General features: G+C 53.6%; 12 protein-coding genes. 8 read left to right on the top strand and 4 right to left on the bottom strand.

The window, feature by feature from the left end; translation table 11 throughout:
• The first annotated feature begins 131 nt into the window (after positions 1–131).
• The 3 genes from fnr to uspE all read left to right on the top strand — a co-directional run bounded on the left by fnr (position 132) and on the right by uspE (position 2,273).
• Positions 132–884: a fumarate/nitrate reduction transcriptional regulator Fnr gene (fnr, locus tag G0034_RS09645; RefSeq protein ID WP_006174991.1), complete on the top strand. Its 753-nt coding sequence runs from the start codon at positions 132–134 to the stop codon at positions 882–884.
• 146 nt (positions 885–1,030) lie between these two features.
• Positions 1,031–1,213: a hypothetical protein gene (locus tag G0034_RS09640; RefSeq protein ID WP_014883604.1), complete on the top strand. Its 183-nt coding sequence runs from the start codon at positions 1,031–1,033 to the stop codon at positions 1,211–1,213.
• Positions 1,214–1,322: 109 nt separating this feature from the next.
• Positions 1,323–2,273, top strand: a complete 951-nt coding sequence (uspE, locus tag G0034_RS09635; RefSeq protein WP_014883603.1) for a universal stress protein UspE — start codon at positions 1,323–1,325, stop codon at positions 2,271–2,273.
• 39 nt (positions 2,274–2,312) lie between these two features.
• Here uspE and G0034_RS09630 read toward each other — a convergent pair whose 3' ends face one another.
• From G0034_RS09630 to pntA, 3 genes are all read right to left on the bottom strand, one after another.
• Positions 2,313–3,422 (bottom strand): mechanosensitive ion channel family protein, encoded by a 1,110-nt coding sequence (locus G0034_RS09630; RefSeq protein WP_023337201.1) that lies wholly within the window; start codon positions 3,420–3,422, stop codon positions 2,313–2,315.
• Between the two features lie 107 nt (positions 3,423–3,529).
• Complete coding sequence (gene pntB, locus G0034_RS09625) at positions 3,530–4,918, bottom strand: Re/Si-specific NAD(P)(+) transhydrogenase subunit beta (protein ID WP_023330269.1); 1,389 nt, start codon at positions 4,916–4,918, stop codon at positions 3,530–3,532.
• A 10-nt stretch (positions 4,919–4,928) separates the two neighbouring features.
• Positions 4,929–6,458, bottom strand: a complete 1,530-nt coding sequence (gene pntA, locus G0034_RS09620; RefSeq protein ID WP_179120757.1) for a Re/Si-specific NAD(P)(+) transhydrogenase subunit alpha — start codon at positions 6,456–6,458, stop codon at positions 4,929–4,931.
• A 535-nt stretch (positions 6,459–6,993) separates the two neighbouring features.
• Here pntA and ydgH point away from each other — a divergent pair.
• The 3 genes from ydgH (at position 6,994) to folM (ending at position 10,269) form a co-directional block, all read left to right on the top strand.
• A complete protein-coding gene (ydgH, locus tag G0034_RS09615) occupies positions 6,994–7,938 on the top strand; it encodes a DUF1471 family protein YdgH (protein WP_014883599.1) in 945 nt (314 codons plus the stop codon).
• A 185-nt stretch (positions 7,939–8,123) separates the two neighbouring features.
• Positions 8,124–9,506 carry an amino acid permease gene (locus tag G0034_RS09610; protein WP_023330267.1) on the top strand — a complete coding sequence of 461 codons (1,383 nt, stop codon included), beginning with the start codon at positions 8,124–8,126 and terminating at the stop codon, positions 9,504–9,506.
• Between the two features lie 40 nt (positions 9,507–9,546).
• The gene (gene folM / locus G0034_RS09605; RefSeq protein ID WP_179120756.1) at positions 9,547–10,269 is read left to right on the top strand and encodes a dihydromonapterin reductase; all 723 of its coding nucleotides are present in this window, start codon (positions 9,547–9,549) and stop codon (positions 10,267–10,269) included.
• Here the strand turns inward: folM and G0034_RS09600 are convergent.
• Positions 10,266–10,601 (bottom strand): GlpM family protein, encoded by a 336-nt coding sequence (locus tag G0034_RS09600; RefSeq protein ID WP_014883596.1) that lies wholly within the window; start codon positions 10,599–10,601, stop codon positions 10,266–10,268. The two genes, folM and G0034_RS09600, sit on opposite strands and share 4 nt — an antisense overlap.
• 128 nt (positions 10,602–10,729) lie before the next feature.
• Here G0034_RS09600 and rstA point away from each other — a divergent pair, with 128 nt between their 5' ends.
• Positions 10,730–11,446, top strand: coding sequence for a two-component system response regulator RstA (rstA, locus tag G0034_RS09595; protein WP_045269494.1), 717 nt, complete (start codon positions 10,730–10,732; stop codon positions 11,444–11,446).
• Positions 11,447–11,683: 237 nt separating this feature from the next.
• Positions 11,684–11,944, top strand: coding sequence for a hypothetical protein (locus G0034_RS09590; protein ID WP_014883594.1), 261 nt, complete (start codon positions 11,684–11,686; stop codon positions 11,942–11,944).
• Positions 11,945–11,959: the final 15 nt, after the last annotated feature.

Below are 11,959 nucleotides of genomic sequence, written 5' to 3'. Positions count from 1 at the left end.
TCAAGCTGTGGAATTTCAAGAAGATGGCGACACATTGCCGTCTCTTGTCCTTATTGATGGTTTGTCAGGCTTACGTACTTACCAAAAAGATGTTAAAATTGACCAATATCAATTAAGGCTTGAGCAAACCTATGATCCCGGAAAAGCGAATTATACGACGCATTCAGTCTGGCGGTTGTGCTATCCATTGCCAGGATTGCAGCATCAGCCAGCTCTGTATCCCGTTTACCCTGAATGAGCATGAACTCGATCAGCTTGATAATATCATCGAGCGCAAAAAGCCTATTCAGAAAGGGCAGACGCTGTTTAAAGCCGGAGACGAACTGAAATCGCTCTATGCTATCCGCTCTGGCACCATCAAGAGCTATACCATCACCGAACAGGGTGATGAGCAGATCACCGGCTTCCATCTGGCGGGTGACCTGGTGGGCTTTGATGCCATCGGCACAGGCCATCACCCGAGCTTTGCTCAGGCGCTTGAAACCTCTATGGTTTGCGAAATCCCGTTTGAAACGCTGGACGACCTGTCCGGTAAGATGCCTAACCTGCGTCAGCAGATGATGCGTCTGATGAGCGGTGAGATCAAAGGCGATCAGGACATGATTCTGCTGCTTTCTAAAAAGAATGCAGAAGAGCGCCTGGCCGCGTTTATCTACAACCTCTCCCGCCGCTTCGCCGAACGGGGTTTCTCGCCGCGCGAATTCCGTCTGACCATGACCCGTGGTGATATCGGTAACTACCTGGGCCTGACCGTGGAAACCATCAGCCGTCTGCTGGGTCGTTTCCAGAAAAGCGGGATGCTGGCCGTTAAGGGTAAATACATCACTATCGAAAACGGTGAAGCACTGGCCGTGCTTGCCGGTCATGCCCGCAACGTGGCATAACTCTCCGCATGTTGATCACCAGACTGATAAATTCACATGATTTATTAGTCTGGTATAATCACTTCCGCTTTAAGCCGTCTTCACCGTAGCACATCCCCACACAGCGCCTGAAAGGTTGTCGTTGAGGTTATGAATTGAGAGAAAGTTTGTTTTTCGTTTCAGTCGTGATTGCCTCAGTGACCTTTATCTTCATCTGGATCATGCTTGTCGGCCCAATGAAGGGGGAGGAAAAAACCTACGTGCAGGACTCCACAACGTTTGCAATAGCGGTGATGGTGCTGCTGTTTATTGCGTTTATCGCGGTGACAACCACGGTGCTTTTCCTCTGATAAATTTTCATGAATTATTGATCTGACAAAAGCTCTCCTCTGTTTCATTCAGGATATATAGGTTACTCTTTTACTTACAGACTGTGGTGACAGTAGTAAGGAGACCTGTATGGCCAAGTATCAAAACATGCTGGTAGCTATCGATCCTAATCAGGACGATCAGCCGGCATTACGACGTGCTGTGTATCTACATCAACGGATTGGCGGCAAAATCAAAGCGTTTTTGCCGATCTATGACTTCTCGTATGAGATGACCACCCTTCTGTCGCCTGACGAGCGCACCGCTATGCGTCAGGGCGTCATCAGTCAGCGTACCGCGTGGATCCGTGAACAGGCGAAGTATTACCTTGAAGCGGGGGTTCCTATTGATATTAAAGTGGTCTGGCATAACCGACCTTTTGAAGCCATTATCCAGGAAGTCGTTGCCGGTGGACACGACCTGCTGCTGAAGATGGCGCACCAGCACGACAAGCTGGAATCCGTGATCTTCACCCCAACCGACTGGCACTTGCTGCGTAAATGCCCTTGCCCGGTCTGGATGGTGAAAGACCAGCCGTGGCCGGAGGGCGGGAAAGCCGTGGTGGCAGTAAACCTCGCCAGCGAAGAGGATTATCATAATTCACTCAACGAGAAGCTGGTGAAGGAAACCATCCAGCTCGCTGACCAGGTCAATCACACTGAAGTGCATCTGGTGGGCGCCTATCCAGTCACCCCAATCAATATCGCCATTGAGTTGCCTGAATTTGACCCCAGCGTCTATAACGACGCCATTCGCGGCCAGCATTTGCTGGCCATGAAAGCGCTGCGCCAGAAGTTCAGCATTGATGAGAACATGACGCACGTAGAGAAAGGGCTGCCTGAAGAGGTGATCCCGGATTTAGCAGAACATTTGCAGGCCGGGATTGTGGTCCTGGGGACCATTGGCCGGACCGGTATTTCTGCCGCGTTCCTCGGCAATACCGCCGAACAGGTGATCGACCATCTACGCTGTGACCTGCTGGTCATTAAGCCAGATGAGTTCCAGACGCCGATTGAGCTGGACGATCCGGAAGACGATTAATATAACCCTGTCAGCCCGCCGCTCCGGCGGGCTTTTTTTTCAGCTCTCCATCACCGGCTTCGGCTGTTCACCCGGCTCATCCTGCATCCACGGCGCGTGCAATACCATGCTCGGCAGTGCCAGCTTAATCTCCTGAGCATTCAGCCCTTCAAGAATACGGATATTGATCTCCTGCTGGATATCCATGTATTTGTTGTAATCCGCGGTATTGACGATATGAACGACTTCAAACGTCAGACGGTCGCGGTCAAATCCGAGAAAATGGGCACGATCGAATTTTGTCTCACCCACATCGGTGATGATTTGCCTGACCATATCCCCCACGTAGCGCAGCTTATCAGGCGCCGTGTCGCTGGCCACGCCAAAGGTAAAGACGATACGACGTGTCTGCATACGTTTGTAGTTGTGGAGCGTTTGCTGGAGCAAAATGGCGTTGCCGCAGACGATCTGCTCCCCGCTCAGGCTGCGTATGCGGGTCGTTTTAAGGCCAATGTGCTCTACCGTCCCCGCCACGTCGTTGAACACCACAAAATCACCAATTTCAAACGGCTTATCAAAACCAATGGACAGGGAGGCAAACACGTCGCTCAGGATCGTTTGTACGGCGAGAGCGATGGCAATCCCCCCCACCCCAAGGCTGGCAACCAGAGCAGTGATGTTGACGCCCGCGTTAGCAAGAATAGACAGCAGCATCACTGACCAGACAATGGCACGGAGAATAAGCCCCGTGATCACCAGCGTAACCGGGTTTTTATGACTTCCCGGTGCCAGCATGACGTGACGTAGCCACGACACAACGCCCTGATCCATCCACAGTGCCACCTGAATCGCGAAAACCAGGAACCAGGCATGGCTGACCGTGCCAAAAAGATGATCGGGTAAGTCAACAAAACGCAGGCTGAACAGAAGTGCTACGACAAAAAGCAGGATCCGACTCGTTCTGTTAAGCATATCGCTCAGGATAAAACGCATCCGGTTGGTGGTCGGGTGTTTGTCGCCCCAGGTGGTGATCCCTTTCTTAACGAACGCGATCAGGCGCGTCAGCAGCCAGTACACCAGCAGCGTGACAAAGACAACCGTGGCGACGCCTACCCAAAATGTCGGCGTCATCATCAACGCGATGATGTCGAAGCGGGACAGAAATTGCATTACACCTCCTCGTCTTACACAAAGGGTAAAGTATAGACAGAGGAGAAAAGCTGACCGCAGAAATAAGAAAACCGCCCCGAAGAGCGGTTTGTCAGGGTGAAGCGAAATTACAGTGCTTTCAGAATCGCATCCACGCTGGCTTTGGCGTCGCCAAACAGCATGTGGGTGTTCTCTTTGAAGAACAGCGGGTTCTGCACGCCAGCATAGCCGGTGTTCATGGAGCGTTTGAAGACAATCACGTTCTGCGCCTTCCATACTTCCAGAACCGGCATACCCGCGATTGGGCTGCGCGGATCGTCCTGCGCCGCCGGGTTAACGGTGTCGTTAGCGCCAATGACCAGCACGGTGTCGGTATCGGCGAAATCATCGTTGATCTCGTCCATCTCCAGCACGATGTCGTAAGGCACTTTCGCTTCCGCCAGCAGCACGTTCATGTGGCCTGGCAGACGTCCCGCCACCGGGTGAATACCAAAGCGAACCTTGATCCCACGCGCGCGCAGCTTCTCAGTAATTTCTGCGACCGGATACTGCGCCTGCGCCACCGCCATGCCATAGCCCGGGGTGATAATGACCGAGTGCGAGTTTTTCAGCATCTCTGCGGTATCTTCCGCGCTGATCTCACGGTGCTCACCCACTTCTTCATCAGAACCGGTAGAGGAGCCGTCAGAACCAAATCCCCCGGCGATAACGCTGATAAACGAACGGTTCATCGCCTTACACATGATGTAAGACAGGATCGCACCAGATGAACCCACCAGCGCACCGGTGACGATCAGCAGGTCGTTGCTCAGCATAAAGCCTGCCGCCGCCGCCGCCCAACCGGAGTAGGAGTTCAGCATGGAGACCACCACCGGCATATCCGCACCACCGATAGACGCCACCAGGTGCCAGCCAAATGCCAGCGCGATGAGGGTCATCACCAGTAATGCCAGCACCTGCAGGCCCACGCTTTCGGTACGCACGAAGATGACCATCAGCACAAACGATACCACCAGCGCCGCCAGGTTCAGCTTGTGACGGTTTGGCAGCATCAGCGGTTTAGACGAAATCTTACCGCGCAGTTTGCCGAACGCCACAATTGAGCCGGTGAAGGTCACCGCACCAATAAAGATGCCGAGGAACACTTCGGTCAGGTGAATGTTGACCAGAATCGGTTCCAGACCCGGTTCGTGATACAGGTAGCTGTTGAAGCCCACCAGTACGGCCGCCAGACCCACAAAGCTGTGCAGAATAGCAACCAGCTCCGGCATCTCGGTCATTTCAACGCGTTTCGCCAGGCGAATACCGATCGCGCCGCCGATGATCATCGCCACCAGGATCCACGCCACGTTGCCGGTGTCCGGCCCGAAGATGGTGGCGATCAGCGCAATCGCCATCCCGGCGATACCAAAGTTATTCCCCTGCTGAGACGTTTCGTGTTTGGAAAGCCCCGCCAGACTGAAAATAAACAGGATTGCAGCAACAATGTATGCGGCTGTGACTAATCCTCCAGACATATGCTACCCCTTAGCCTTTACGAAACATTTTCAGCATGCGCTGAGTCACGGTGAAACCACCGAAAATATTGATACTGGCGATCAGCACCGCAATAAAGCTCAGGAAGCTGATCCAGCCGCCGTGACCAATCTGCAGTAACGCCCCGACCACGATAATCCCGGAGATGGCGTTGGTTACCGACATCAGCGGCGTGTGCAACGCGTGGGAGACGTTCCACACCACGTAGTAACCGACCACGCAGGAGAGCGCGAAGACGGTAAAGTGGCCGAGGAACTCTTTCGGCGCGACGTCAGCCAGCCAGCCGAACAGGATAATGACCAGCGCCATGATGGCGTATTTACGCCATGGAGACGCCGGTTTAGCGGGTTCTTCTGGCTCTGGCGCCGCTTTCGGCGCGGCCTGAGGCTGAGCAGAAACCTGAATCGGCGGTGCCGGCCAGGTGATTTCACCATCACGGACAACGGTAACACCGCGCACCACGACATCGTCGAAATCAACGGTGACGTTTCCGTCTTTCTCTTTGCACAGCAGCTTCAGCAGGTTAACCAGGTTGGTGCCGTACAGCTGAGACGACTGCGTTGGCAGGCGGCCTGGCAGATCGGTATAGCCGATCACCTTCACGCCGTTGGCGGTGGTCGTCACCTGATTAGCAACGGTGTACTCACAGTTACCGCCGTTTTGCGCCGCCAGGTCGACAATCACGCTGCCCGGCTTCATGGAATCCACCATCTCACGGGTGATAAGCTTCGGCGCAGGTTTACCCGGAATCAGCGCGGTGGTCACAATAATGTCGACATCTTTCGCCTGAGCGGCGAAGAGTTCCATTTCGGCTTTGATAAAGGCTTCGGACATGACTTTCGCGTAACCGTCACCGCTGCCCGCTTCTTCCTTGAAGTCCAGCTCAAGGAATTCGGCACCCATACTCTGGACCTGTTCCTTCACCTCCGGACGGGTATCAAATGCGCGCACGATAGCGCCGAGGCTGTTTGCCGCACCGATTGCGGCAAGCCCTGCGACACCCGCACCAATCACCATGACTTTTGCCGGAGGGACTTTCCCCGCCGCGGTGATCTGACCGGTAAAGAAGCGTCCAAATTCGTGAGCCGCTTCCACAATCGCGCGATAACCCGCAATGTTAGCCATGGAGCTTAAGGCATCCAGCGACTGCGCGCGCGAAATGCGCGGCACGGAGTCCATCGCCATCACGGTCACGCCACGTGCAGCCAGCTTCTCCATAAGCGCTGGATTTTGCGCAGGCCAGATGAAGCTCACCAGCGTGGTGCCCGGATTCAGCAGCGCAATCTCACTCTCTTCCGGTGCGTTAACCTTCAGAATAACCGGCGACTGCCAGACTTCAGCACCGTCCACCACTTCCGCACCCGCCTGGATAAAGGCCTCGTCATCGAAACTCGCCAGTTTGCCTGCGCCGCTTTCAACCGCGACGGTAAAACCCAGCTTAAGCAGTTGCTCCACCGTTTTCGGTGTTGCCGCTACGCGGGTTTCATTGGCTAACCGTTCTTTTGGTACCCCAATACGCATAGTTTTCCCTTCCATCGGTTTTTGATGATGGTTTGTCGATAAATGCCCGCGGTTTGTATCAATTTTCGCCATTCTCATAGCGATGAGAGATGATTAACCCCGGAAAATAAAACAGTAACAAACTGTCTATAACCTACTGAAAATAGCGCCCGTGATCTACCGCCAGAAAACACTATTTCTTACTTTATCTGTGAAAAATAAGCGATCGGCGTCACTGACAGTGATATTTACCTTAAATTCATCGCCAGAACCGATAAATAGCGCAAGCGAAGCGGTAAAAACATGATATAGCGCCATAAGAGAACAAGTTATTAACATTAAATTAACTTGTAAAAGTCATATGCTTTATCAGTTTTACTTGTCAAACGCCTGTTTTTTCAACATATCACTAAATGTTATCGAATTCGTTAATTCAGTGAGCACAGGCAGTGAAAAATGGCGCAGACAGCGACGGGTTTTAAATGCCATAATCGGGGCCGTCTCAAATTAACAACAATACCAGTACATGGTTTGCGCAAGGCGAAGGATTATTTTTATGAAGCTTAAGAACACACTCCTGGCGTCCGCACTTCTCTGTGCGACCGCCCTGTCTGCGAATGCCGCAACAGAGTTAACGCCAGAGCAAGCGGCAGCGTTAAAACCTTTTGACCATACGGTCATTGTGGGTCGTTATAATTCTATTGGCGATGCCGTCGCCGCCGCATCAAAAGCCGCTGATAAAAACGGGGCGGCCTCGTTTTACGTTGTTGACCAGTCTGATTATGGCAACAGCGGCAACCAGCGCGTAACCATTGCGCTGTATAAAGACAATGCGCCAAAAGCAGACGCACCGAAAAACCGTGTGATTAACGGTATCGTTGAGCTGCCAAAAGATCAGGCGATTGAGCTGGAACCGTACGACACCGTTACCGTTCAGGGCTTCTATCGCAGCCAGCCTGAAGTGAACGATGCCATCACCAAAGCCGCGAAAGAGAAAGGGGCCTACTCGTTCTATATCGTGCGCCAGGTGGATGCTAACCAGGGCGGCAACCAGCGTATTACCGCATTCATCTATAAAGAAGATGCGAAGAAACGCGTTCTGCAGAGCCCGGATGCCATCCCTGCTGACTCCGAAGCGGGTCGCGCGGCGATAGCGAAAGGCGGCGAAGAAGCGAAGAAAGTTGAAATTCCAGGCGTAGCGACGACTGCCGCGCCAAGCGCAGAAGTGGGCCGTTTCTTTGAAACGCAATCCACGAAAGGTGGCCGCTATTCCGTGACGCTGCCAGACGGCACCAAAATTGAAGAGCTGAACAAAGCCACTGCTGCACAGATGGTGCCGTTCGACAGCATCAAGTTTACCGGCAACTACGGCAACATGACGGAAGTCTCTTACCAGGTCGCGAAGCGTGCGGCGAAGAAAGGGGCGAAGTATTACCATATCACCCGCCAGTGGCAGGAACGTGGTAACAACGTGACCATCAGCGCCGATCTGTACAAGTAACAAAATCATTGACCAAAGGCGGCGCAATGCCGCCTTTTTTTGTTACTTTTTTCGAATTTCTGCCACACATCATTGCATGCTTTCGTGACACTCCGTAAAATCCCGCGCCTTAGTGTAATCCACCATTTTTATGCGCCGCAGCGAAATAATTATTCTGGATTGGGACTTTTCATAACAGGAAGCCAATGGAAAAGAAACTTGGCCTGAGTGCTCTGACTGCACTCGTTTTAAGCTCAATGCTGGGTGCGGGCGTATTCAGTTTACCGCAGAACATGGCTGCCGTCGCAAGCCCCGCCGCGTTACTCATCGGCTGGGGGATTACCGGCGTCGGGATATTGCTGCTGGCGTTCGCCATGCTGCTGCTCACCCGCATTCGCCCCGATCTGGACGGCGGTATTTTCACCTATGCGCGTGAAGGATTTGGCGAGCTGATCGGCTTCTGCTCCGCCTGGGGCTACTGGCTGTGTGCGGTGATCGCCAACGTCTCCTATCTGGTGATCGTTTTCTCAGCGCTCAGCTTCTTTACCGATACGCCTGAACTGCGTCTGTTTGGTGACGGCAATACCTGGCAGTCAATTGTCGGTGCCTCGGTGCTGCTCTGGGTAGTTCACTGGCTGATTTTGCGCGGCGTCCAGACCGCCGCCAGCATCAACCTGGTGGCAACGCTGGCGAAACTGGTGCCGCTCGGCCTGTTTATCGTACTGGCCTTTATTGCATTTCGTCTTGATGTGTTTACGCTTGATTTCAGCGGCATTGCGCTGGGCGTTCCGGTCTGGGAGCAGGTGAAAAACACGATGCTGATCACCCTGTGGGTATTCATCGGCGTTGAGGGGGCAGTCGTGGTCTCTGCCCGCGCGCGCAACAAACGTGATGTGGGCCGTGCCACGCTGCTGGCCGTCCTGGCGGCGCTGGGCGTGTATCTGCTGGTCACGCTGCTGTCGCTGGGCGTGGTGGCGCGTCCTGAACTGGCCGAAATGCGTAACCCGTCAATGGCCGGGCTGATGGTGAAAATGCTTGGCCCGTGGGGTGACGTTGTGATTGCCGCGGGATTGATCGTCTCCGTCTGCGGCGCGTACCTGAGCTGGACCATCATGGCGGCTGAAGTGCCGTTCCTGGCCGCGACGCACAAAGCGTTTCCACGCCTGTTTGCCCGTCAAAACCAAAATAATGCCCCTTCAGCGTCTCTCTGGCTGACCAATATTAGCGTTCAGGTCTGTCTGGTGCTGATCTGGCTCACAGGTTCAGACTATAACACCCTGCTGACCATCGCCTCAGAGATGATTCTGGTACCCTATTTCTTAGTGGGCGCGTATTTGTTAAAAATCGCCACGCGTCCGGCGCATTATATCGTGGGTATCGGGGCCTGTATTTACGGTCTGTGGTTGTTGTATGCTTCCGGGCCTATGCATCTGCTGCTGTCGGTAGTGCTGTATGCGCCGGGTCTGCTGGTGTTTATCTACGCCCGCCGCACGCATCAGCTGGAGAACGCGCTGAGACGGCGTGAGATGGCCTTAATCGGACTGTTACTGGTTGCTGCCGTTCCGGCAACCTGGATGTTAATGGGATAGCCCTCGTCTTTCCCATTGTTGAACTGTAAAGGAGAATACGATGGGAAATACACCGCTTCGCCCAATACTGATCACGGGTGGAGGCCGCCGTATCGGCCTCGCCCTCGCCCATCATTTTCTCAACTTTCGCCATCCGGTCATTGTCAGTTACCGTACGGAATACCCGTCAATTGAGGGTTTGCGCAAAGCCGGAGCCGTCTGTATTCAGGCCGATTTTTCCACTGATGAGGGCATTCTGGCCTTTGCGGAGAAAGTGAAAGCCACCACCACGGGGTTGCGCGCCGTGATCCATAACGCCAGCGCCTGGCGGGCCGAGAAACCCGGCACGTCACTCAGCGAAACGCTCTCCGCGATGCTGCAGATCCACGTCAATGCCCCTTATCTGCTTAACCACGCCCTGCAGGATCTGCTGCGTGGCCATGGTCATGCTGCGGGGGACATTATTCACTTCACCGACTATGTAGTGGAACGCGGCAGCGACAAGCACATCGCCTATGCGGCCAGTAAAGCCGCGCTGGATAACATGACGCGTTCGTTCGCCCGCAAGCTCGCGCCTGAGGTGAAGGTGAATGCCATCGCTCCGGCGATGATTTTATTTAATGAAAACGATGATGCGGAGTATCGCCAGCAGGCGCTCAATAAGTCGCTCATGAAAATAGCCCCAGGCGAGAAAGAGGTGATCGACCTTGTGGATTACCTGCTCACCAGTTGCTATGTCACCGGCAGAACCTTTGCCGTGGACGGCGGTCGCCCGTTACGCTAGTGAAAGCGGCTCCAGAAGAAAATTAACACCCAGGCGCTGAGCCCCCAGCAAACCACTGCCCCGCCCAGCGCCAGGGGAAGCCGTAGAAAACCGGTGAAATACCATAACGAAAGCAGGTAGAGAAAATAGGGGATGATAGACCACATACCAAACACAATGGTGGTGCGTAGCGCCTCGGTTCCCCTTTCAGACGCCACAATATAATGGGCAATAAGCGCAAAGGTCGGGAACAGCGGGATCAGCCCGGCAATATAGTAGTTTTTGGTTTTTGCCAGAATGCCTATCAGTAACACCACCAGCGCTCCCAGCGCCGCTTTGATCACCAGCCCCATACTTTTTCCTATAACAATCAAATAACAATATGAGCCAGAATAACGGAAGCGGCGTTAATTTTGAAAGATTAATGGAAGGTTAAGGTTCCGCGGTGTATGTTGGCTTTTTTCACGAAAACAGACGTTGTATGAATAAGATTGTTTATGTTGAAGACGAACCCGAAGTCGGGCAGTTGATCGCCGCCTATCTGGGCAAACATGATATGGACGTCATTGTTGAGCCTCGCGGCGATCGGGCCGAAGAGGTGGTCGTCCGTGAAAACCCGGACCTGGTGTTGCTGGATATCATGTTGCCAGGCAAAGACGGCATGACCCTCTGCCGCGACCTGCGCGCCCGCTGGGAAGGCCCTATCGTGTTGCTCACCTCTCTGGACAGCGATATGAACCATATCCTGTCGCTGGAGATGGGGGCCAACGATTACATTCTGAAAACCACACCGCCTGCCGTTCTGCTTGCCCGCCTGCGCCTGCATTTGCGCCAGCACGCGAGTGTCGAACGCGAATCGCCCGCCCCCTCTCTGACGCCGCACAAAGCGATACGTTTTGGTACGCTGTCTATCGATCCGATCAACCGCCAGGTGCTGCTTTCCGGCGAGCTTATCGCCCTCTCCACCGCCGACTTTGACCTGCTGTGGGAACTGGCAACGCATGCCGGGCAAATCATGGACCGTGACGCGCTGCTGAAAAACCTGCGTGGCGTGAGCTATGACGGCATGGACCGCAGCGTCGACGTTGCGATTTCGCGCCTGCGCAAAAAGTTGCAGGATAATGCCACCGAGCCCTACCGCATTAAAACCGTGCGTAACAAAGGTTATCTGTTTGCCCCGCACGCCTGGGAAACCTGATTACGCTCACCGGCTAACCAAACATGCTCGAAATGAAGGCATTACACCGCGATGCCTTCTCTTTCTCGCGTTTAATTACCCGTTTGCGCAACAAATACTTGCTAAGCACGCTATCTAATCCATAATTAAAGTTCAATTGTCTCTTCTTCAGGCCGCACCGGCCCCGCTACCTGCTTACACCTGTTCCGCACATTCCCTCCCATGAAATCTTGAAGTGAGGATTTAAGCCTATGAAATATGTATAGCTACCATGAAGTAGAAGCCATCAAAACCAATCTTGAATGGATTGTTAATCAGCTAACCTTTAAGCAATCCTCCCCCTCAGGTACCGACCTAAAAGCGCTCTTTGACCTGCTGGAACTGATTCAGTCTTACGAAATGCTCCTGGACTTAATCAGGGACTTCGGAACGGACGTGATTGATACGCACATTGCGGAAGGCCTGGCCGTCACGGAAAAACTCATCGCCAAGGTCAAAAGAAGTGCGCACGCAATGTAAGAGGCGTCACAGACA

Origin of the sequence: Enterobacter sp. T2, from assembly GCF_010692925.1 — a bacterium.
Lineage (GTDB): Bacteria > Pseudomonadota > Gammaproteobacteria > Enterobacterales > Enterobacteriaceae > Enterobacter > Enterobacter kobei.
This window is presented reverse-complemented; position numbering and strand designations above follow the sequence as displayed.

Coding starts and splice junctions, on each gene's coding strand:
- ydgH (WP_014883599.1), top strand. CDS start 6,994: ATGAAGCTTAAGAACACACTCCTGGCGTCCGCACTTCTCTGTGCGACC.
- G0034_RS09590 (WP_014883594.1), top strand. CDS start 11,684: ATGTATAGCTACCATGAAGTAGAAGCCATCAAAACCAATCTTGAATGG.
- rstA (WP_045269494.1), top strand. CDS start 10,730: ATGAATAAGATTGTTTATGTTGAAGACGAACCCGAAGTCGGGCAGTTG.
- fnr (WP_006174991.1), top strand. CDS start 132: ATGATCCCGGAAAAGCGAATTATACGACGCATTCAGTCTGGCGGTTGT.
- G0034_RS09610 (WP_023330267.1), top strand. CDS start 8,124: ATGGAAAAGAAACTTGGCCTGAGTGCTCTGACTGCACTCGTTTTAAGC.
- G0034_RS09630 (WP_023337201.1), bottom strand. CDS start 3,422: ATGCAATTTCTGTCCCGCTTCGACATCATCGCGTTGATGATGACGCCG.
- G0034_RS09600 (WP_014883596.1), bottom strand. CDS start 10,601: ATGGGGCTGGTGATCAAAGCGGCGCTGGGAGCGCTGGTGGTGTTACTG.
- pntA (WP_179120757.1), bottom strand. CDS start 6,458: ATGCGTATTGGGGTACCAAAAGAACGGTTAGCCAATGAAACCCGCGTA.
- uspE (WP_014883603.1), top strand. CDS start 1,323: ATGGCCAAGTATCAAAACATGCTGGTAGCTATCGATCCTAATCAGGAC.
- pntB (WP_023330269.1), bottom strand. CDS start 4,918: ATGTCTGGAGGATTAGTCACAGCCGCATACATTGTTGCTGCAATCCTG.
- folM (WP_179120756.1), top strand. CDS start 9,547: ATGGGAAATACACCGCTTCGCCCAATACTGATCACGGGTGGAGGCCGC.